At 54.3% G+C, this 21908-nt stretch carries 16 protein-coding genes; 5 read left to right on the top strand and 11 right to left on the bottom strand.

The window, feature by feature from the left end; translation table 11 throughout:
* The first annotated feature begins 298 nt into the window (after positions 1-298).
* Both LC073_RS05945 and LC073_RS05940 read left to right on the top strand, forming a co-directional pair.
* Entirely contained in the window at positions 299-2617 is a 2319-nt protein-coding gene (locus LC073_RS05945) for an immune inhibitor A domain-containing protein (RefSeq protein ID WP_226644839.1), read from the top strand.
* 176 nt (positions 2618-2793) lie between these two features.
* Positions 2794-3078 (top strand): high-potential iron-sulfur protein, encoded by a 285-nt coding sequence (locus LC073_RS05940; protein WP_226644837.1) that lies wholly within the window; start codon positions 2794-2796, stop codon positions 3076-3078.
* On the opposite strand, the gene LC073_RS05935 is transcribed toward LC073_RS05940, so the two are convergent.
* Positions 3075-4037: an AraC family transcriptional regulator gene (locus tag LC073_RS05935; RefSeq protein ID WP_226644834.1), complete on the bottom strand. Its 963-nt coding sequence runs from the start codon at positions 4035-4037 to the stop codon at positions 3075-3077. The genes LC073_RS05940 and LC073_RS05935 overlap by 4 nt on opposite strands.
* 379 nt (positions 4038-4416) lie before the next feature.
* On the opposite strand from LC073_RS05935, the gene LC073_RS05930 reads away from it, so the two are divergent.
* Both LC073_RS05930 and LC073_RS05925 read left to right on the top strand, forming a co-directional pair.
* The gene (locus LC073_RS05930) at positions 4417-5559 is read left to right on the top strand and encodes an efflux RND transporter periplasmic adaptor subunit (RefSeq protein ID WP_226644832.1); all 1143 of its coding nucleotides are present in this window, start codon (positions 4417-4419) and stop codon (positions 5557-5559) included.
* 96 nt (positions 5560-5655) lie between these two features.
* Positions 5656-8850: an efflux RND transporter permease subunit gene (locus LC073_RS05925; protein WP_226644829.1), complete on the top strand. Its 3195-nt coding sequence runs from the start codon at positions 5656-5658 to the stop codon at positions 8848-8850.
* Positions 8851-8907: 57 nt separating this feature from the next.
* Here the strand turns inward: LC073_RS05925 and LC073_RS05920 are convergent, their stop codons facing one another.
* On the bottom strand, positions 8908-9288 hold the full coding sequence (locus LC073_RS05920; protein ID WP_226644826.1) for a hypothetical protein: 381 nt from the start codon (positions 9286-9288) through the stop codon (positions 8908-8910).
* A gap of 553 nt (positions 9289-9841) precedes the next feature.
* On the opposite strand from LC073_RS05920, the gene LC073_RS05915 reads away from it, so the two are divergent.
* Complete coding sequence (locus LC073_RS05915) at positions 9842-10327, top strand: hypothetical protein (protein WP_226644824.1); 486 nt, start codon at positions 9842-9844, stop codon at positions 10325-10327.
* 59 nt (positions 10328-10386) lie between these two features.
* Here LC073_RS05915 and LC073_RS05910 read toward each other — a convergent pair whose 3' ends face one another.
* The 9 genes from LC073_RS05910 to LC073_RS05870 form a co-directional block, all read right to left on the bottom strand.
* On the bottom strand, positions 10387-10674 hold the full coding sequence (locus LC073_RS05910) for a hypothetical protein (protein ID WP_226644821.1): 288 nt from the start codon (positions 10672-10674) through the stop codon (positions 10387-10389).
* Entirely contained in the window at positions 10664-10951 is a 288-nt protein-coding gene (locus tag LC073_RS05905) for a hypothetical protein (protein ID WP_226644818.1), read from the bottom strand. The genes LC073_RS05910 and LC073_RS05905 overlap by 11 nt, the downstream gene beginning before the upstream one ends.
* Positions 10952-11064: 113 nt before the next feature.
* The gene (locus tag LC073_RS05900) at positions 11065-11334 is read right to left on the bottom strand and encodes a hypothetical protein (RefSeq protein ID WP_226644815.1); all 270 of its coding nucleotides are present in this window, start codon (positions 11332-11334) and stop codon (positions 11065-11067) included.
* A 358-nt stretch (positions 11335-11692) separates the two neighbouring features.
* A complete protein-coding gene (gene aceF, locus LC073_RS05895) occupies positions 11693-13339 on the bottom strand; it encodes a dihydrolipoyllysine-residue acetyltransferase (protein ID WP_226644812.1) in 1647 nt (548 codons plus the stop codon).
* 17 nt (positions 13340-13356) lie between these two features.
* The gene (aceE, locus tag LC073_RS05890; RefSeq protein ID WP_226644810.1) at positions 13357-16026 is read right to left on the bottom strand and encodes a pyruvate dehydrogenase (acetyl-transferring), homodimeric type; all 2670 of its coding nucleotides are present in this window, start codon (positions 16024-16026) and stop codon (positions 13357-13359) included.
* Positions 16027-16473: 447 nt separating this feature from the next.
* Positions 16474-17052 (bottom strand): class GN sortase, encoded by a 579-nt coding sequence (locus LC073_RS05885; protein ID WP_226644795.1) that lies wholly within the window; start codon positions 17050-17052, stop codon positions 16474-16476.
* Entirely contained in the window at positions 17049-19430 is a 2382-nt protein-coding gene (locus LC073_RS05880) for a marine proteobacterial sortase target protein (protein WP_226644792.1), read from the bottom strand. The genes LC073_RS05885 and LC073_RS05880 overlap by 4 nt, the downstream gene beginning before the upstream one ends.
* 160 nt (positions 19431-19590) lie before the next feature.
* Entirely contained in the window at positions 19591-20694 is a 1104-nt protein-coding gene (locus LC073_RS05875; RefSeq protein ID WP_226644789.1) for a phosphoribosylaminoimidazolesuccinocarboxamide synthase, read from the bottom strand.
* 108 nt (positions 20695-20802) lie between these two features.
* Positions 20803-21888, bottom strand: a complete 1086-nt coding sequence (locus LC073_RS05870; protein WP_226645247.1) for an AI-2E family transporter — start codon at positions 21886-21888, stop codon at positions 20803-20805.
* Positions 21889-21908 lie beyond the last annotated feature (20 nt).

The following is a 21908-nucleotide window of genomic DNA, read 5'->3' as shown; positions in this document are numbered from 1 at the left end:
AAAAATAAATCTAATTAAATAAATTTGAATGGAACAAATACTTAATTATCCTCCCGCTAGTCGCCACCAAACCTTTATTAATCGGTAGACACAAAGATTGCCAATAACATCACAAAAATTTTATTGCGGCCCCCTACTTCTCCTTCGTTGAACTATATGTGCCGTTTGTAAATTTATGTGCCATCTGTAAATTACAGCCGGCCTATACGGTTCGGGTAGCGCACTGGCTCAGTGCCCCCACATTTAAAATTTTCCCCGAACCGTTCGTTTTTTAAAACAAAAATGAAAGAAGGGATCAATGCTAAAAGTTAATAGTCTGCTGCCAGTCAGCGCGCTTGCTCTCAGCCTGATGGCTGCGAACAGCTATGCTGCCCCCTCACCACAAGTGCAAGGTGGTAATCAACTCGACTTGGTAATCGCTAATGAAGCCAAGCTGATCGATATGCTAAAGCGTTCAGGCCGCATTAGTAAAAATGCATCCATCGGCGAAGCCGAGCGCACTCTGCACCAGTTCCTGAAAGAGCGTGCCAAACAAAACCAAAGTCTTCCTCAGGATTTGTCCAGTGAAACGGTACAAATGATGAAGCACGCCCGTGGCGGCAAGCATCCTAGATTAGGACGTGGTAAAGGCAAGGGGCGTTTTCATGGTCATGGCCGCGCACCGGCCCCTATTCAACTTGAAAATTACGAAGGCGAAGTACGTACAGCAAAAGTTCTCGCGATCCTGATGGACTTCCCCGATTTCCCTCACAACAGCATTGAGCCTGGGGAAACGGATATGTACTACGCGGATTACGCCGCGGAACATTATTCAAACCTACTGTTCTCCCAACAGGGCTTCACTGGTCCGCAGGGTGAAAACCTGCTTTCTATGCAACAGTTTTACTGGCAGCAGTCCGGCTACAGCTACTCCGTAGAAGGTTCTGTTGCGGGCTGGTACACCGCCAGTCAGCCGGCGGCTTTCTACGGCAATAACGAAGACGGTGATGCTCGCGCTCTGGTGCGCGAAGCACTGCAAGCCGCCGCTGCAGACCCCAACGTTAATCTGGCCGACTTCGATATCGAAGATCGCTATGACCTGGATGGCGACGGCGACTTCTGGGAGGCCGATGGCCTCGTTGACCACATCATGATTTTCCACTCCTCCGTGGGTGAAGAGGCCGGTGGCGGCCAGTTGGGTGAGGACGCCATCTGGGCACACCGTTGGAACCTCGGTGATATTTACTCCATTGAAGGCACTACCTCAGAAGTGGACTATTGGGGCGGCACCATGGCTGCCTACGACTACACAGTTCAGCCCGCCGATGCGGCAGCCGGTGTCGTCAGCCACGAGTATGGCCACGACCTGGGCTTGCCTGATGAATACGATACCGATGGCTCCGGCCGCGGTGAGCCCATCTCCTCCTGGTCGATTATGTCCAGCGGCAGCTGGGCCGGTACTATTCCGGGTTCTGAACCCACAGGTTTCTCCGCTTGGGCGAAGGAATACCTGCAAACCAACCACGACGGTAACTGGCTACACGGCGAAACTATCGCCCTGGAAGACATCCCCCGCCGAGGCATCCGACTCCTGTTGGATGAGGCTGTACACAAGGGCACCAATAACGATGCGGTCCGTATCGATCTGCCTCAGAAGGAAGTGGTCGTAACCGTACCCAGTAGTGGTGAGTACGCCTACTTCAGTGGCAGTGACAACAACCTGCAGAACTCCATGGTAATCCCTGTCGACCTGACCAGCGCTCAGAGTGCCAGCCTGACTTTCAAAGTGTGGTACGACATTGAGCAGGATTGGGACTACGGTGCGGTCATGGTTGACCTGGGTGAAGGCTTCGTCTCCATCCCCGGTAACATCACTACCGATACCAGCCCCAACGGCCAAAACCCAGGCTTCGGTATTACCGGCAGCTCTGGTGGCTGGGTAGATGCCGAGTTTGACCTGAGCGCCTACGCCGGCCAACAGTTCAACCTGTCCATCGCTTATATCACCGATGGCTATGAAGCCAACCCTGGCCTGTTCGCCGATGACATCACTATCAATGTCGACGGCCAAGCCACCCTCTTCGACGATGCGGAGAGCGATGGCGACTTCAGTCTGACCGGCTTCAGTCGCCACCCCGGCTACGATCTGCACGACCACTACTACCTGCTGGAATGGCGCACTCATCGCGGCGTAGACCAAGGTCTGGCACACATCAATGTGGCCGGCCAGATGCTGACCTACAACGAAGGTCTGCTGGTTTGGTATGCAGACACCAGCCAAGACAACAACTGGGTCGGCATTCACCCCGGTGACGGCTTCCTCGGTGTAGTCGATGCAGACCAACAGGTCCTGAAATGGAGCGATGATTCCGTAGCCTCCACCCGCTACCAGATCCACGATGCCACCTTCGGTGTCGACTGGGCTCAGCAGCTGAACCTGGACCTCCTGGAGGAGTACGGCATTACCATGAGCGATATCGACAACCGTCCGCACCGTGTATTCAGCGATCGCAGAAGCTTTAGCAGCGATGAGATCCCGGATGCCGGCCGCGCGATCACGCCCTACGGTCTGAAGATTCGCGTAATTGCCCAGAGCCACGACAAGTCAGTAGGTAAAATCTTTATCACGCAAAAGTGATTTTGATTTGATGTAGTCCTTTAAGGCGGCACAGAGTGCCGCCTTTTTATTAGATAATAAGACTGATTCTTACTTGCCTTCCTTTCCGCATCAAGCCGGTCCCCGCTGCAGAAATTTCAAACCGGGCTAATCTGAAAAGCTGAAGACTATTGCAAAGCGTTTTGGATATTTTGCCAATGGAACAACATCAAAATATTTCCCGTAGAAAGTTTCTAAAATTGTCCGGGGGTGCCCTGGCAATTCTACCGGTAACACTGATCGCCACAGATCGAGCCAATGCTCAGATCAAGGCAACCAAGGAAGCGGTCAATTACCAGGACAAACCGAAAGAAGACAAGAAGTGTGCTGACTGTCAGTTATTTACGCCGCCCAATGCCTGTATTGTGGTAGAAGGTGATATCAGCCCTGAGGGCTGGTGTAGCCTGTTTGTTCTCAAGCAGGGCAATGCCACTTCGGATTAGGCCGGTACCCGCAGCTCGCCGCGCAACTTGCTCACATCTGCGCGCGGGGGCAGACCGAACATGCGGCTGTACTCACGACTAAAGTGGGAGGGGCTTTCATAGCCTACCCGATAACTGGCGGAGGCCGCTTCCAGTCCTTCCGACAGCATTAAACGGCGGGCTTCGTGCAGGCGCAGCTTCTTCTGGAACTGCAATGGCGACATACGGGTGATCTGTTTGAAACTGTGATACAGGGAGGATTCACTCATATTGGCCTGTTCTGCCAGATCGCTGATACGCAGAGGCTCAGAGAAACGGTCTTTGAGCACCTCGATGACCCGAGACACACGGTTGGCTTGGCTGTCCGCCATAGCGAATTTACGCATACGCGCACCTATCTCACCCATAAGGGCCCGGTAGATAATCTCCCGTCTCGCCATAGGTGCCAGTATTTGTGCGTCTACAGGATTCTCTGCCAGGTGAACCAGGCGACTCACCGCATCGAGAATTCCCTGGTCCATCTGGGTCACACAAAGGCCACAGCTGACCTCGGGGCAGTCGTAGCCAGCCTCGATACCAGGGGCTTTGTCACCCAGCTCCAAGACCAGATCCGCCACCTCATTAGGATCGATGGTCAGCTTTACTCCAAGAAAGGGAACGTCCTCAGAGGCCCGCTCTACTCGTCCCAGAATGGGAAGATGCACCGAGGTTGCGACATAACTGAGAGGCATATAGGAAATTTCCCTGTCCCCCAGCTCCAGGGTCTTATTACCCTGGATGATGAAGCTTAATGAGGGCGCATAGACTGAAGAGGCACAGGCGAGCGGCTCATTACAGCGAATTAAAGCTAGGCCATCGAGCTCGGTCTCCGTCAGGCCCTGTTCCGGCGCTTGACGCATCAAGGTCTGGATGAGTTTCTGCCTTGCCGGCTCCAGTTCAGCCGGGACCTTTTCCTCTCTCACTTTATCTTCACTGCTCATGGTTTTTCCTCGCGCCTGTGTGGCGTGGACGGCATCAAACAAGGTGGATCACAGTATACGGAGTTTTAGGCAACTATCGCAGGAGATTGCAGGATTGGGCAATCACTGTGCAGTAATAGGTAACCTCTAGCGATCAACACCTGTCAAATCATTGTAATGACATAACTGGAATTAAAAAAACCTAGTTATACATACAGTACTAACTAATTATCAAAAAACTCAAAATCATTCCCTCGGCCCACAAAGAAAAATAGAAATAGGCAATCAAACCATAGTTACCAGATACCGCCCCTCTGTTGCTTCCCTTTAAAGTTGCCTCCCAACTGAGAGGAGTGCCCTATGACATCCTCTCTTCCGAAGCAAAGGGAGTACACGCGTTATGGTGAAGAAACTTACCGCCACACTATTCGGCCTTTCCGCACTGGTACTGGCCGGTTGCGGCTCCGGTGAGCCCACAGGCCAACGGCCGCCGCCCCCGGCGGTGGAAGTAGCCCAGGTGAGCACCGAAACCACTACCTTATGGCGCAGCTTTACCGGGCGCGTCGTCGCTCCGGAAACCGTAGAGCTCCGCCCCCGAGTGAGTGGATATATCGACCGGGTGTCATTTGCCGAGGGTGCCCTGGTAGAGCGCGGCGATGTGCTCTTCACTATCGATCAACGCCCTTACAAAGCCAAATTGCGCGCCGCCGAAGCGGAATTGCAGCGGGTGCGCAGTGAGCTGGCTTTCAGTGAGAAGCAAGCCAGCCGCGCCCAGCAACTGCTCGACAGTAAGGCTATCTCGCGAGAGGAGTACGATCGTCGTATTGCCTCGCGGGATGCCGAGCGCGCGGCCCTGAATGCGGCCGAAGCCGCTGTGGAAAACGCGCGTCTCGACCTGCAATACACCGAGGTGACAGCGCCAATTAGTGGCCGCGTCAGCCGCGCCCTGGTGACCCGTGGCAATCTGGCCAACGCAGATACAACCCTGCTGACCACCTTGGTTTCTGTAGACCCCATGTACGTGTATTTCGAAAGTGATGAACAGACTTTCGCCGCCAGTCGCAACCTGCTCAACAGCGATGCCAGGCCTCCGGTCCATATCGGCCTAGCCGGTGAGAACGGCTACCCGCACAAGGGCCAGCTGGACTTTATCGACAACCGCCTCAACAGCCACACAGGCACCATCCAGTTCCGCGCAGTGGTCGACAACCCCAGCGGCACTTTTAAGCCGGGCCAGTTCGCCCGTGTAGAAATGCCCATCGAAGAGGTGGATCAGGCAGTACTGATTGACAGCAAGGCCGTGCTCACGGACCAGGATCGCCGCTATGTCTACGTAGTCACTCAGGACAATCTGACGGAACGGCGCCCGGTTGAAGTGGGACCACGCCAGGGAGAGCGCACGGTAATCCGCAGCGGCCTTCAGACTGGCGATCAAATTGTGGTCAACGGCCTACAGAAGATTTTCTTCCCAGGCATGCCGGTGGCCCCCGAACTGGTCGCCCAACAGAGTCAGGGCAGCAGTGCTCAAGCCGCAGGTCACTAAGCCGAGGGGTACACATGAACCCTGAGTATCGAGCGATCAACGAATCCTATCAATGGAATCCGAGCGGTTAGAAAACCGCTCCCTGGGTAGCAGCGTATGAATTTTTCCCGTTTCTTTGTCGACAGACCCATCTTTGCTTCAGTGCTGTCGATCATTATTTTTGTGGTGGGATTGATCAGTATCCCATCGTTGCCAGTCAGTGAATATCCAGAGGTTGTCCCTCCCAGCGTGCAAGTGAGCGCTCGCTATCCTGGAGCCAACCCCAAGACCATTTCCGAAACTGTTGCCACACCGCTGGAAGAAGCCATCAATGGTGTGGAAAACATGATCTACATGAAGTCGGTGGCCGGCAGTGATGGCACCCTCACCTTGGATGTCACTTTTGAACTGGGTACCGATCCCGATCAGGCCCAGGTTCAGGTACAAAACCGTGTCTCCCAGGCGCTGCCACGTCTTCCCGAAGACGTGCGCCGCCAGGGAGTAACCACCCAGAAGCAGTCCCCCAACCTGATGATGGCGGTGCATCTGATCTCCCCGGATGACAGCCTCGACGCCACCTATATCCGCAACTATGCGGTTTTGCATATTCGCGATGAGCTGTCGCGTATCCCCGGTGTGGGCTTGGCCGCCGTATTCGGCTCCGGAGACTACGCCATGCGCCTTTGGGTAGACCCGCAAAAAGCGGCAGCCCTGGGCGTGACTGCTGCGGATATTGTCAGTGCAGTGCGCGAGCAAAATGTGCAGGTGTCCGCAGGACAGATCGGCGCCTCGCCGATGCCAAATGGTTCTGATTTCCTGATCTCTATCAATGCCAAAGGCCGCCTGCAAAGCGAAGAAGAGTTTGGCAATGTGGTGCTGAAAACCGGCAACGACGGCGAAATCACCCGGTTGCGTGACGTGGCCCGGGTAGAACTGGCTTCCTCCCAGGACTCCCTGCGCGCCCTGTTGAATGGACGCCAGGCGGTCGCCATCCCAATTTTCCAGTCTCCAGGTTCCAATTCCCTGGAAGTCTCCGCAGCAGTGCGCGAGAAGATGGCGGAACTGGGTGAACAATTCCCCGAAGGCCTGGAGTGGGAAGTTGCCTATGACCCCACGGTATTCGTCAGCACATCCATCAACTCTGTAATCAAGACCCTGCTGGAAGCAGTGATGCTGGTAGTGCTGGTAGTTATCCTGTTCCTACAGACCTGGCGCGCCTCCCTGATCCCGCTTTTGGCCGTGCCGGTATCCATCGTTGGCACCTTTGCGGTGTTAATGTTACTGGGCTTCTCGATCAACACCCTGACATTGTTCGCCATGGTACTGGCTATCGGTATCGTGGTGGATGATGCCATCGTGGTCGTGGAGAATGTCGAGCGGAACATTGAGGAGGGACTGACCCCCTTGGCCGCAGCTCACCAGGCTATGCGCGAGGTGAGCGGTCCTATCGTCGCCATCAGCCTGGTACTCTGCGCGGTGTTTGTGCCTATGGCCTTTCTGGATGGCATCACTGGCCAGTTCTACCGCCAGTTCGCCACCACCATTGCCATCGCCACCATTATTTCCGCGATCAACTCCCTGACCTTGTCTCCTGCTCTGGCGGCGACATTGCTGAAGCCTCACGGTGCCAAGCCGGATATGCCCGCGCGTATTATCGAGCGCCTGTTCGGCTGGATATTCCGCCCGTTTAACCGCTTCTTCCAGAGCAACTCGGAACGCTACCAGCGGGTGGTGGGCCACAGCCTTAAGCGTCGCGGTATCGTCTTCGGGGCTTACCTGATATTGCTCGCAGGCACTTTTGCCCTGTTCCAACAGGTCCCCGGTGGCTTTATTCCGGTTCAGGACAAGACTTACCTGGTGGGTAGTATCCGTCTGCCGGAAGGCGCCTCCCTGGATCGCACTGAGGCCGTTGCGCGTCGCGTGAGTGAACTGGCCCTGGAAACCGAAGGCGTTGCCAATGCTGCCGCGTTTGTCGGCTTCAATGCCCTACAGCGCACCAACACCCCCAACGTTGGCACGGTATTTATCCTGTTCGACGACTTCGACAAGCGTGAACGTAGCGCCGCCGAAATCGCCGCAGAGCTAAATGGTAAACTCTCCCAGATCAAGGAAGGCTTCGCCATGACCTTTATGCCACCGCCCATCTTTGGACTGGGTGCCGGCTCTGGTTACTCACTCTATGTTCAGGATCGAAGCGGTGCTGGCTATGGTGAGCTGCAAAATACCACTAATATGCTGGCGGGCGCCCTGAGCAAGGCCAGCGGCCTCAGTTATCCCTTCAGCTCCTATCAGGCCAATGTGCCGCAGATGGATGCCGAGGTAGACCGCCTGCAAGCCAAGGCCCAAGGCGTACGCATGGATGACCTGTTCGGCACCCTGCAGCTGTACTTCGGCTCCATGTACATCAACGACTTCAACCTGTTTGGTCGCACTTATCAGGTAGTCGCTCAGGCGGACGCACCCTTCCGCGATGAAGTGCAGGATCTCGACAACCTCTACACTCGCAATATGAATGGGGAGATGGTGCCCATCAGCACCATGGTGACCCTACGTCAAAGCTATGGGCCCGATCCGGTAATCCGCTACAACGGCTACCCAGCAGCCGACCTGATGGGTCAGTCCGATCCCAGTATGCTGTCCTCTTCCGAAGCGCTGGCTGCGGTTGAACAAGTGGCAGGCCAAGCCCTGCCACCGGGCATGCAGATCCAGTGGACCGACCTTAGCTTCCAACAGGTTAATCAGGGCCACGCCGCAATGGTGGTCTTCCCATTGGCAGTGCTGCTGGTGTTCCTGGTTTTGGCCGCACTCTATGAGAGCTGGGTGATGCCTCTGGCAGTCATCCTGATCGTACCCATGTGTCTACTGGCCGCGCTATTCGGTGTCTGGGCGACAGGCGGGGACAACAATGTATTCGTTCAGGTAGGACTGGTAGTTTTGATGGGACTCGCCTGTAAAAACGCCATCCTGATTGTGGAGTTTGCCCGCGAGTTGGAAATGGACGGCAAGGGAACTGTGGAAGCGGCGCTGGAAGCTTGTCGCCTGCGTCTGCGCCCGATCATTATGACTTCCGTGGCCTTTATTGCCGGTGTGGTGCCCTTGGTGCTGGCCAGTGGCGCCGGTGCCGAGGTACGCAACGCCATGGGAATTACGGTATTTACTGGAATGATCGGCGTAACCCTGTTCGGACTGTTCCTGACACCAGTATTTTATGTAGCCCTGCGCAAGCTCTCCGGCGGCGATCTCTCCGCCAAGAAAAAAGCCGATACGCCCGTATTAATGACAGACTCTCTGAAAGAGCCAGCTCACAGCTAGCCATAAACCCCCAAGCTCATTCCCCCGCGGCAGTCACTGCGCGGGGGCTTTTTTCTGCTAGTTTTTTTCTTTGCGCCAGCGGGTACTGGGAAAAACCAAAACAAAAAGCCAGGTAACCAGGCTGAGGGGCACACAAAACAGCATGACGAGCACCCCTAGCAACGCGCGCATAAAATCACTGCCCTCCTCATGTTTTTCTGCGCGATCCCAAAGGTAGCAGCGAAAACAATGATCCGGCCCATCAATAGGTAAAAAGGTGAAGTTGATCACCCACTCCAAAAGCCGCCAGTAGCGTCGAAAGGTTGTCTCCTGCACACGGGAAAAATAGCCACAACGCGCGGAAATGGTGGCATCGGGTTTTCCCCCGGCAATGGCATTGCCGAGCTGATCTATCGCGATGCAGACATTAATTATCCAGCTTTTTCTGGCGCCTCTCATTACCTGCCTATTTATTTAAAGAATTCCTGCTCCCTCAATAGATGCCCCACTTAGAGGGTTAGACGCCCACCGTAAAACCATCGCAACTGAAAGAATAATCCATAGGCCCACAGTATGTGCTCAGATGCTCTTATGAAGGAGTATCAAATGTGTAGCAGGTCTACCACTTCAAGATGAGAGCCAACTAGAATTCCCCGAGCAACAATCAAATTGTTGCTGTGATAGAAAATTTCAGACTGCAGAGATCCACCCCCAAAATGTTGCATGTCGTCACTATTGCCACTCACTCAGAAAGAATGTTCCCTATCCTACAGGAATCCGCCAAACGCAATGGCGCACCACTGACCATTCTCGGGCGCAATCATCCCTGGAAAGATTTTTCCTCAAAAATGGATATCCTGTTGCCTTTCTTTCGCTCCCAGCCAGAAGAAGACATCATCTGTTACCTGGATGGGTTCGATTCATTAATACTGCCGCCAATCCAGCACCTCGAAAAAACTTCCTCTCTTTTGGCAAGAATATTATTTTTTCCAATGACTATCGACATAAGGGAGTGCAGGTTTTTTTTGAGAAGAAACTGTTCCCCAATGAACATGTTTTTTCCACGGGTATTTTTATTGGTAAAAACAATGCACTACAACATCTATTTCTAAACACTCGCAGGATGCACCCTAATTTTTCTGACGACCAGGAAATACTGCGACGCTACTATACTCATCAAACTTGTGCTCAGGAGGAAATAGATCGAGAGGCTAGGCTTTTTTATAACTTTGATACCGCCGAACCCAGCTACAACCTGCTTAATCAGGTAAGTCGCATTCACAATAGAAAGATTTATCTACGCAACGGCCAGTGCCCCAGCTTTATATCTTTTCCCTGCAGCTGGTTTGCTATTGGCATCAAGAAAAATCTGCATATCCTGCTAAAAAAATTGGGATATGACTACTGTCCAGAAATAAATCTCAAAGGCACTTTTAACGGCTTAAAGTACTATATCGGCACTTCGATTAAAGAAAGCCTCAAAACACTATTGAAGTAACCCAATCACTTTATTGCCGACCACAAACCTAACTCAACTATCACTGCAGATTCTCCCTATCAGTAATAGCTGTAACTCAATTCAAACGGTGAATAAGGCCCGGCACACCAATCACCGGTATCCAGCTGGTAACAGTGAACACCCTCAGCAATACAATTGGCCAACTCCCCCATGTAGGGATCAAAGACTAGACAAAAGCGTGGAAAAGCCGTTATCTCATCGGGCGGAACCGGACTGCGCTTATAGGTGTAATAAACGGCAGTGCCATTCAGGTCCTGCCAAAATCCATCGGCACAGCCGCTGAGCAACTGCACCACAACCAAAGACAGTAAAACTTTACTCTTCATAGGAGATACAACGCCTTCCACCGGAAATATCGAAACAACGGGCACTCGCTGGACAAATCGAGCCGGGCGCTAATTCCTCAGAGTCGCCGGGGCAACTGGAATAACTGGATTTACGTGTTGCGGGTGCGGGTTGAGAGGGATACGCGCGGTACTCCATATGGCGGGGTATAGGCGCACTGTTTGGATAGACCACCTGATTGCGTGTATCCGGTGTGCCGCAGGCTGAGAGCAACAGGCCTGCAGAAAAAACAGAAATAATTAGGGGGCGTTTTTGCATGGACATGCCTCCGTATCGGCACCACGCGAAGACTACTTCGCGTACTTCGGTAAATGATCGGACGGTGCAGCCACAGCTCGGCCTAACGCCTTCCTAAGCCCTCAGCTCGGTATTTAATACACTCGCAGGACCGGGAAGAACCAAGTGGTGGAATCATGTATCGGGTTGGTACAATGTCCTTCGCACTCGTAATCAGCCGGCAAAGCCTGAGCAGAGGACGAAACAATCGTACCGGCTTCGACAAATCCGCTTTCCTGCCCGCTAGCCTGAACCTCGAAAAAGAAAGGATCTTCACCCTCCACTTCTTCAGCGGGTAAGAATAAGCAACCCTGCACCGCCAGTGCCGCCACTAGCGGCAGAGCAAATTTCCTTAAAGGCCCCATGATCCGACACTCCACTTTCAGTGTTGCGCTGATAGCTGTCTTTAAAAAAGTCTAGCCGGCGAGGAATAGCCAGCCAGCTGGCGCCGTGTCATTTCTGCGCGTATTTCATTCTTAGAAAGTTTTTAGCGCCAAATTAAGCACAATTATGAGCGACCATTTTGATAGTGTTATTCACTCTCGGAAACCAACTCTTCAGTTCCAATTCATTCAAGCAAGTGAAAGGAAAGAAGATGTATACGAGGGGCCTATCTCTACAGCAGTGGACTCTTCACGATCGCCCTTGAAACAGGTAAGAAGTGCCAATAAAAAAGCGGCCGATGGCCGCTTTTTTTATCGAGTTTTGGCTATGGCTTGTGAACTACAGCAGCAAACGACGCACGTCCGCCAACACACTCACCAGATAGGTCATAAAGCGCCCCGCATCGCCACCATTCACCGCGCGGTGATCGTAAGACAACGCCAGTGGCAACATCTGCCTTGGCTCAAAATCCTTGCCATTCCACACAGGCTTCACCGCCAACTTGGAGACACCGAGGATACCCACTTCCGGCGAATTGACGATTGGGGTAAATCCGTTGCCACCGATTGCGCCCAGGCTTGAGATAGTAAAACAGGCACCCTGCATCTCGTTGGGCTTCAGCTTGCCATCGCGGGCTTTCAGGGCAAGCTCTGTGGCCTCGGCAGCCAGCTCATACAAGCCCTTTTTATCCACATCGCGAATCACCGGCACCATCAGGCCTTTGGGTGTATCCACTGCCATACCAACGTGCACATAGTCCTTGCGCACAATGTGCTCACCATCATTGTGCAGTGACACATTGAAGCTGGGTTCTGCGCGCAAGGCGGCCGCTACGGCTTTCAACAGGAAAGGCACCGGAGTGAGTTTCACGCCACGCTTTTCCGCCTCTGCCTTCATAGACTTACGGAAGTCTTCCAGTTCGGTGATATCCGCATCATCGAACTGGGTTACATGAGGCACATTGAGCCAGTTGCGGGACATATTGGCCGCGGTGATCTTGTGGATCTTGCTCATCGGCTCCACATTCACCGGACCAAACTGGCTGAAATCGATATCCGGCATCTTGGCGATACCGATTGCACCACCGACACCAACCGCACCGCTCTCGGCCTTTTTCACCTGCTCGCGGATATAGTTGTGCAGATCGTCCTTGGAAACCCGGTTGCGCGGACCGGTGGGCTTCACCTTGTTCAAAGTAACACCCAACTCCCGCGCCAGTTTGCGCACGGCAGGGCCGGCGTAAACCTCGGCCGCCACAGTGAGGTCGCGCTCTAACTGGTAGTCTTTTTGGGGAGCCGCCGGCGGTTCAACCGGCTCTGACTCCCCTTGCGTAGTACTCTTGGCTGGAGCCTCGACTTGTGGGGCTGCTTCTGGCCCAACGGGGGAAGCGGCGTCTCCCTTGGCTGCCACCTTCAATACACCCAACGCATCCCCAGTGGAGACCTTGTCGCCCTCTTTTACGACGATAGAGACCACGGTACCGGCGCTTGGGGAAGGTATGTCCATAGACGCCTTGTCACCTTCCACTACGATCAGAGAGTCGCCCTCTTCGACAGTATCGCCGGGCTGCACACTGATCTCGATCACATCCACCGCATCGGCACCCCCCAGATCGGGGACCTGGATCGTTTCCTCTTTCGGTTCAGCGCTCGTCGCTGCCGCAGGGACTTCGGCTTTCGGCTTGGAAGCCGGTGCAGCCTCTTCCTGGGCCGGAGCCTCAGTGGGTTCCTCTGCCGGCGATTCCGCTACATCGGTTTCGATCTCCCCAATCACATCGCCTTCAGAGACCTTATCGCCCTCTTTCACGCTGATGCTGAGGATTTTGCCAGCCACGGGGGCCGGCACATCCATGGAGGCTTTATCGCCCTCCACCACTATCAAGGAATCCTCTTGCGCGACGGTATCACCGACGGCAACCGTGATTTCAATAACATCCACCTGATCGGCACCACCGAGGTCAGGCACTTTAATGACTTGTTTTGCCATAGGAGTTCTGCCTTCTCTTAGCTGATGCGCGGGTTAACTTTTTCGGCGTCGATATTGAGTTTCACAATCGCCTCAGAAACTTCTTTCGCATCAATCACACCCTGCTTGGCCAACCCATTAAGAGCGGCGACTACCACATAGTTGCGATCCACTTCGAAGAAGCGACGCAACTGCTCACGGCTATCACTGCGGCCAAAACCATCGGTGCCCAGAGTGGTCAGCTCACCATCAATAAATTCGCGCAGCGGCTCCACATAGGAACGGATGTAATCGGTGGAAGCAATTACCGGAGCCGTATTCCCCTCAAACTGTTCGCTGATCCAGGCTTTGCGTGGCTCGGCTTCCGGGTGCAGCATATTCCAGCGTGCCACATCCTGGCCTTCACGGGCCGCTTCCACAGCAGAGGTGAGGCTCCAAACATCGGAAGTTACGCCAAACTGGTCGGCGAGGATATCCGCCGCTGCCAATACTTCGCGCAAAATAGTGCCGCCGCCGATCAACTGTACATGCTTCTTGGCGGCCTTACCTTTGGCACCTTTCTTGACGTTGGACTGCAGCTTGTAGATACCGCGAATAATGCCTTCTTCCACGCCTTGGGGCATTTCCGGCTGCAGGTAGTTTTCGTTCTCAATGGTGATGTAATAGAAGACATTCTTCTGCTCCTCGTACATCTCCTTAAGGCCGCGCTGCATAACCACGGCCAGTTCATAGCCATAGGCCGGGTCATAGCTGCGACAGTTGGGGATCGTTGAGGAGAGCACATGGCTGTGGCCATCCTGATGCTGCAGACCTTCACCGTTCAGGGTGGTACGGCCGGCAGTGGCGCCGATCAAGAAGCCGCGCGCCTGCATATCACCAGCGGCCCAGGCCAGGTCGCCGATTCGCTGGAAACCAAACATGGAGTAGTAGATATAGAAAGGCACCATCGCTACGCCGTGGTTGCTGTAGGCGGTGGCCAATGCCATCCAGGTGGACATAGCACCGGCTTCGTTGATGCCCTCTTCCAGCACCTGGCCTTTCTTGTCTTCCTTGTAATACATGATCTGGCCGTGATCCACCGGGGTGTAACGCTGCCCCTGGGAGGAGTAGATGCCTAGCTGGCGGAACAGGCCTTCCATACCGAAAGTTCGAGCTTCATCTGGAACGATCGGCGCGATGTATTTGCCGATATTCTTGTCTTTTACCAGCGCGGCGATAGCCCGCACAAAAGCCATGGTGGTTGAAATTTCACGCTCGCCAGAGCCCTTGGTCAGTGCACTGAAGGCATCGAGATCAGGCACTTCCAGTTTGGGGCACTCGGTGGGTCGACGCGGAACCGGACCACCCAGGGCCTTACGGCGCTCCGCCATATATTTCATTTCCGGGCTGTCCGGTGATGGGCGGTAGTAAGGGACTTCTTCCAGCTCTTTATCCGTGAGCGGAATAGCAAAGCGGTCGCGGAAGCGCTCGAGGGCATCCAGATCCAGCTTCTTCACGGAGTGGGTATCCATCGCCGCTTCGCCGGCGGAGCCCAGGCCGTAACCTTTAACCGTTTGCGCCAGGATCACGGTGGGCTGGCCTTTGTGCGCCATGGCTGCCGCGTAGGCTGCGTATACCTTGTATGGGTCGTGGCCGCCGCGATTCAGCTTCATGATCTCGTCGTCGGACATATCCTTGACCAGTTCCAGCAACTCCGGGTATTTGCCAAAGAAATGCTCGCGGGTATAAGCACCCCCGTTGGCCTTAAAGTTCTGCATCTCGCCATCGACCACTTCATCCATGACTTTCTGCAGCAGACCTTTGTCGTCTTTCTCCAGCAGCGGGTCCCACAGGCGACCCCAGAGCACCTTAACGACGTTCCAACCGGCCCCACGGAATACGCCTTCAAGCTCCTGTACGATTTTGCCGTTACCGCGCACCGGGCCATCCAGGCGCTGCAAATTACAGTTAACCACGAACACCAGGTTTTCCAGCTGTTCGCGGCCGGCCAGGGAAATTGCGCCCAGGGTTTCCGGCTCATCACACTCACCATCACCAAGGAAAGCCCATACCTTGCGATCACCGCGTGGGGACAAACCTCGGGCGGACATGTAGCGCATAATATGCGCCTGATAAATCGCCTGAATTGGTCCCAGCCCCATGGATACGGTAGGGAACTGCCAGTAATCCGGCATCAGCCAAGGGTGTGGATAAGAGGAGAGGCCATTACCGTTCACTTCGCGGCGGAAGTTATCCAGTTGCTCCTCATCGAAGCGTCCTTCCAAATAGGAACGAGCATAGATACCCGGCGCACTGTGGCCCTGGAAGAAAATCAGGTCGCCGCGTTCCTCACCTTCATTGCCGCGGAAAAAGTAGTTAAAGCCCACATCGTAAAGCGTGGCGGCGGAGGAGAAGCTGGAGATATGGCCGCCGAGGTGATCGTTGTTCTGATTGGCACGCACGACCATCGCCAGGGCATTCCAGCGAATCAGCGAGCGGATACGGCGCTCCATAAACAGGTCGCCGGGCATGCGTTTTTCCGCATTGGGCGGAATGGTATTGCGGTAAGGGGTAGTAATAGCCGCAGGCAACTGTACGCCAACATCCGTGGCGCGATCAGACAGCTGCTTCAGAAGGAAGGCGGCGCGCTCTTTGCCGCTATAGCGGATAACCGCCTGCAGCGCATCCAGCCATTCCTGCGTTTCGAGGTTATCGGTATCTTCGTGCATCAAATGCTCCTCGGCGAATTAGGCGACGTCGAGTCGGTCTATTTCTCAAAAATCGGTTCGCGGGCAAACTACAGCGCAGGCGAAAAAATGCTTCCTTTTTTTCAGGCTTCCGCCAATTCACCACCTATGGTGGCGGAAATGCAATGAGTAAATCTTCACCCAATCGCAGCGGAGAGGGAAAGCGGCGCTGGTCTGTGCCGCGAGTACTTAGTTTGATAGTAATTATCTGTTGCCGGGCCCACTCAGCGTGGCGGACAAAACCCTATCCCCGGTGATTAGCGGAGGCGATTGTAGTATTACTACAAAAAATTTTCCAGATAGGACAGTTAGTTACAAACAAAACAAAACGGCAAAACAATTATTTGCCGTTTTGTTGCTTTACCAGAATATTTTATGGAAAGTTTGAGAAAATGAACTACAAAATCGAGCCCCAATTAAAGCCTTCAGTCACAGCTGCACAAGCCCCCCACCAGATTGGTATTCAGCGTAGACCAAGTAGCGCATAGGACCACCCGCCGCGATAGCATCGAAGGGGTAGCAGGTCACCAACAGCAGACCCCGTTCAGCGAATACCGGCAGGCGCTCGCGTTTACTATTTACGATACGCAACTCCGTTACCCGGTAAGTGTGCCAGCGGCCGTCCTCGCCCTGCAGATAGATCGCGTTGCCGCGCTGTAAATGTTGCAGCCCGGCAAAGTGTGTATCCCGGTGCGCGGCTATCACCGTCGTGCGGAAATCACCGGGCTTGCCGGAACCCGCCAGCATCCCCGGACCAAAAGCGAGGGCCTGTCCACTGCCTCCGGCAAGAACGACCAATGGACGCTGGCCCTGCAACTTGAGCTTGGCCACCGGCCGGGTATCTGCCCAGGGCCAAGGCTTTTGCGGGGCTCCATCCTGCAACTGCTCTTCCCAGGCATTAGCAATCAGTAACTGGGCCAACTGTGCTTTAGCCAGCAACCAGGAGCTGGAACCCAATTGCCACAACCCCAGTACCAGGCACGTTACAAAAAGCAGCAGCCGTATCACCGCGGTGCACTCCCCAACTGCGCCTCCAACCCACCATTACAGCGGCGCAAGTCCGGCACAATTTTGCGCAACAAGCGGCGTACCGCTCCCATTGCATTGGCGCGCATCGAGTGGCCGCAGCCTAGCAGTACCGCCAGACTGAGCAGACTCAAAGCCGCTAGTAATTGTGTGTACACACCAGTGGCGGTACTGGGATAAGCCTGACGCTGCAGCACCTGCCCTTTAGGCACAATGTTGGTTACCACACTCTGTGACAGTTCTTTATCAGTCGTGCGCGCTATCGTTTCTTCAACGGCGACAAAGCTGGTGTAGGGGCTGGCGAGTTGATGATCCAGGGCGAGCTGCAAAATCTGCTCGCGCAGGGCCTGGCCCGCATCGCTCTTCTCCCCCAACTGAGTTTGGCGATCGCGCAGGAATTCAATTTTTCTGCGCGCCCACAAACTGCCGATACCACCGGTATTGGGGACCTGCTCCACCGCCAGCGCCAACTTGCGCACAAACTGCTTACCTGCCATGCGCCCGCGCAGCTGAATATCCCCTTGCAATTGGCCCCCTTCCACCCTGGCCACCAACTGCAATGGCTCACCGCGATAGAGATCGGGAATTCGCTTGGGGTATGCGTCCGCCACCACACCCTCGGGCCAGCTCAGCTGTAGGTCGGTGGCCATGGGATTTTCCAGCTTGGCGAACAGTGTCTGCATACGCCCGCGCACTTCGGAAAGATCGCCAATAGTTACCGAGATGCCGCGGCCAAACTGGGCAGCTTTACGCATAAAGTGGCTGTTGGGCGCCGAGCCAATGCCCACCGTAAATAAACGCGCGTTGCCCAGATGTTGATGAATTAACTCAAACAGCGCCTGCTCATTACCCACCGCACCATCGGTAATAAACACCACTTGATGTACCAGGCTGGTATCGTCGGGCAGCTGCTGCCCCAACGCCAGACGCAGTGCCGAGGCCATCTCGGTACCCCCATCGGCATTTAAATGTTCGACCTCCTGGCGCGCACGCTGAATATTCTCCGCACTCGCTGTCACCGGACGCGGGAAAAAAGCGCGTGGGCTGTTATTAAATTCAATGACATTAAAACGGTCATTACCATGCAGGCGCGAAAGCGCCAGTACCAGGCTCTCCTTGGCCTGGCGAATGGAGTTACCGCCCATAGAGCCAGAGGTATCGATGACGTAGACCACTTCCCGTGGCAAGCGTTGGGCCTGAGTGCCCTCATCCGGTGGCAGCAGCATCACCTGCAAATAAGTACCGGGTTTTTCATCCGCTTCCTCCCCACTCCCTAGTACCCCAGTGATACGCTCACTATCAAGCTCACTAAACAATGCCGCACGCGGCATAGCCGAGGGTTCAGCCTGCCAATTTAATAAAAAGTCTCGATCCATTTTCGTCGTGCCATTGCGCAAACGAATGGAGTAGCGCTCTCCAGCTTTTTCATCGATAGCAATATCGTGATAGGGGCTGCCAATTTTCACCAACGGCAAGCCACCTTCCAGCTCAACCTCAATCGCAATATTGTGACTAGCCACCGGCTCCACCTCTTCCGCCGGCTGCATCAACGGAGTAATCGCCGGTGCATCCTTTACCTGATTGGTAGGCAGCGCCCAACCACTGCCCTGTGTTACCAGTTCCAGTTCGGTACCACCAAGGGCTTGTGAGGGAATGGGTTCACCGGGGATATAACGGGGAGTTAGAGTAGTCGGCATGCGCAAAGAAAAGACGCCGCTGTCATAGGCTACTGGCTGTAGATAGCGAATATTCACCTGCACCGTTTCTCCCGGTGCAATATTGGCCACCTTGTTGGTAAACAGGTTGGGACGTTGCTGCTCTAAGAGAGCTGCGCGTTTACCCGCCGCACGAGCAGCTTTATAAATCTTTGCCGCCTGCAAGCGCTCGCGCACCTTGCCAATAATTCGGCGCTCACCTAACTGAATTTCGAGACCGGCCACTGCCACCTGATCGGGCAATGGCAGTGCATAAATGGCCTCCTGCCAAACATCGCTGGTATTTTGAAAAGCCTGCTGCAATTGCACTTCTGCAACCAAGCCGCGCACCACCATTTTAACACTGCTGCCCAGGTGCACTGCGGGCACATAGCGGTCGCTATCCGCACTGGTAAATAGCAAATCTCCTGCTTGCACATCATCCAGGGTGACCGGTTCAGCGGTGACAGTATCATTTTCGTAAACGAGCTCCTGAGCACTGACCTCGGCTCCGATAGCCGCAATCACCACGGCCAATACCACCACAAAAAATAATAACCAGCGGCCCGCACCCCCGGTTTTCTGGCGGCGACGATAATACTCTTCCGTCGGCAACATCAGATCGTCTTTATGAAACCGCTGCCCAAACAACATCACCCTGTTCACTCACTTTTCTCCACTTTTAAATTGGATAGTGAACTTATTAAACAGGGCAAAGCGGGCGAAAGACGGCAGGGAATCGGGCGGAAGTTAGGGGGAATAATGGCGAATTGTGGCGGGCATAAAAAAACCGGCGCAAGCGCCGGTTTTTAAAATCAAGACTGGATCAATCGACCAAGCCATAATCCTTGCGCAGAACTTCGAGTAGCTCCGCTTTGGGGTTATCCGATATTACCAGTTTCTTTCCGATAATCTTCTCAGCAATACCCACGTAGGTTTTGGAGAGATCCATCAGCATGGACTCCGGCAATTCGTTATCCCGGGCCAGAGCCAGGCGCTCGTCCATACGATCTTTGTTCAGCAGGATATCGGAATCCGGGAAGTAGCTGAGCAGAGCCTGGCGGAAACCCTCTTTAGAGTTTTCCACAACTTTGCCAGCGCGGTACTCTTCACCATCCCAAATTCGGGAGGAGTCCGGAGTGCCCACCTCATCCATATAAATCAGCTTTTCTTCACCATTGGCATCGGTCACGTAACCGAATTCAAACTTGGTGTCGACAAAGATCTGGTCGAGCTTTTCCAGTTCAGCGGAGATTACATCAAAACCTTCCTTCAGCAGTTTCTCGTACAGGTCGATATCGCCTGCACTGCGGAAGTTAAAGTCTGCAAAATTATCTTCGATATTCTTGCGGGTGATATTGACATCATCCGCTTCCGGTACGCCGGGAATTCCCTTGAGAATACCTTTAGTGGAAGGGGTAATCAGCAGCTCGGGTAACTTCTGGTCTTTCTGCAGATCATTGGGGATTTCGATTCCACAGAATTCACGCTCGCCCTTCTGGTAAGAGCGCCACATGGAGCCGGTGATGTACTGACGGGCGATCGCTTCGATCATTACCGGACGCGCCTTCTGGACGATCCATACCAGTGGATGTGGGATATCCAGGATGTGGCTATCAGCCAGGCCCTGCTCTTTGAACAGCTTGAACCAGTGGTTGGAAATGGCATTCAGTGCCGCGCCCTTACCGGGCACACCGCGCATGCCACCTTCGCCGGTCCAGATACAATCGAAAGCGGAGATACGGTCGGAAATCACCATCACCGCCAGAGGGGCGTCCGGCGCTACCGGATAGCCTTTCTCCTCGATCAAGCGGCGGCTGTCGGCCTCAGTCAGCCAGTAAACGGAGCGGACCTTGCCACTGTGAATGGGCTTGTCGGTACGGATCGGCAGGTCATTATTGACCGCTAGAACTTTGTCAGCCAGGCTCATGGGCTCTCACCTATTTGAAGGAGCAAATAAAGGAAAGCGCGGCATTCTAGCAATGGCCCCGCGCCTATACAAAGAAAAGAAATCGACTAATGAAGACTCAGTCGGACATCACTCCGAAATGCGTTTTGCCTCCCACTCGGCCTGGTGCTCGCTAGTGGGCCAGGCGGTCATAATGGCCTTGAGTAGGGTGGCCAGAGGGATAGCGAAGAAGACTCCCCAAAAACCCCAAATCCCACCAAAAAACAATACCGCCAGGATAATCGCCACCGGGTGCAGGTTAACCGCCTCAGAGAACAACAACGGCACCAGCACATTGCCATCGAGCAGTTGGATAATCCCGTAAGTTATGATCAGGTAGAAAAATTCGTTACTCCAACCCCATTGGAACAGGCCAATGGCCGCCACCGGGATAGTCACCACTGCTGCGCCGATATAGGGAATCAAAACACTTAAGCCCACTGCCACAGCCAGCAACAGGGCATAATTGACCCCCAGCAACAGGAAGGCGGCATAGCTCACCACTGCCACTATGCCGATCTCCACCACTTTACCGCGCACATAATTGGCAACCTGATCGTTCATCTCGTGCCAGATCTGGTGCAGCATGGGACGCTCCTTCGGCAGGAAGGAGGTACACCAACGGATCAGCTGGTCGGAATCCTTTAAGAAGAAAAATACCAGGATCGGCACCACCACCACATAAATCAGCAGTCCGGCAAAAATTGGCAGGTTGGTGAGGGAGAAGGCCAGCAGGGTCTGCCCCATGCCACCGAGTTCTTTGCCGAGGGTATTAAAAATCTCATCGATCTGCGCCGCCGAAACCAGGTGCGGGTAGCGCTCCGGCAGTAGCAACAGCAACTCCTGGCCGCGCTGCACCATATTTGGCAATTCTGCGCCGAGACGTACCAGCTGGCGCCAAATAATCGGTAGCACGACAAATAGCAAGGCCACAATGGTGCCGACCAATACCAGACAGGAAAGCGACACCGCGATCCAGTGGGGCACTCGCCAGGACTTAAGCTTTTGCACCATGCCCTGCATCAGGAAAGCGATCACTAGAGCCGTAAGCACCGGCGCCAGCACGCCTCCGAGCGTGGCCAGCACCACCAGTGCCACGGTGAGTAACAGCACGAGCAGCACCACTTCTTCCTGACTGAAGTAGCGGTTCACCCAGCCTTTAACAATCGACAACATAGACTCTCGGGATTGATTCT

This window comes from Microbulbifer variabilis, assembly GCF_020524905.1.
GTDB classification, from domain to species: domain Bacteria; phylum Pseudomonadota; class Gammaproteobacteria; order Pseudomonadales; family Cellvibrionaceae; genus Microbulbifer; species Microbulbifer variabilis_A.
This window is presented reverse-complemented; position numbering and strand designations above follow the sequence as displayed.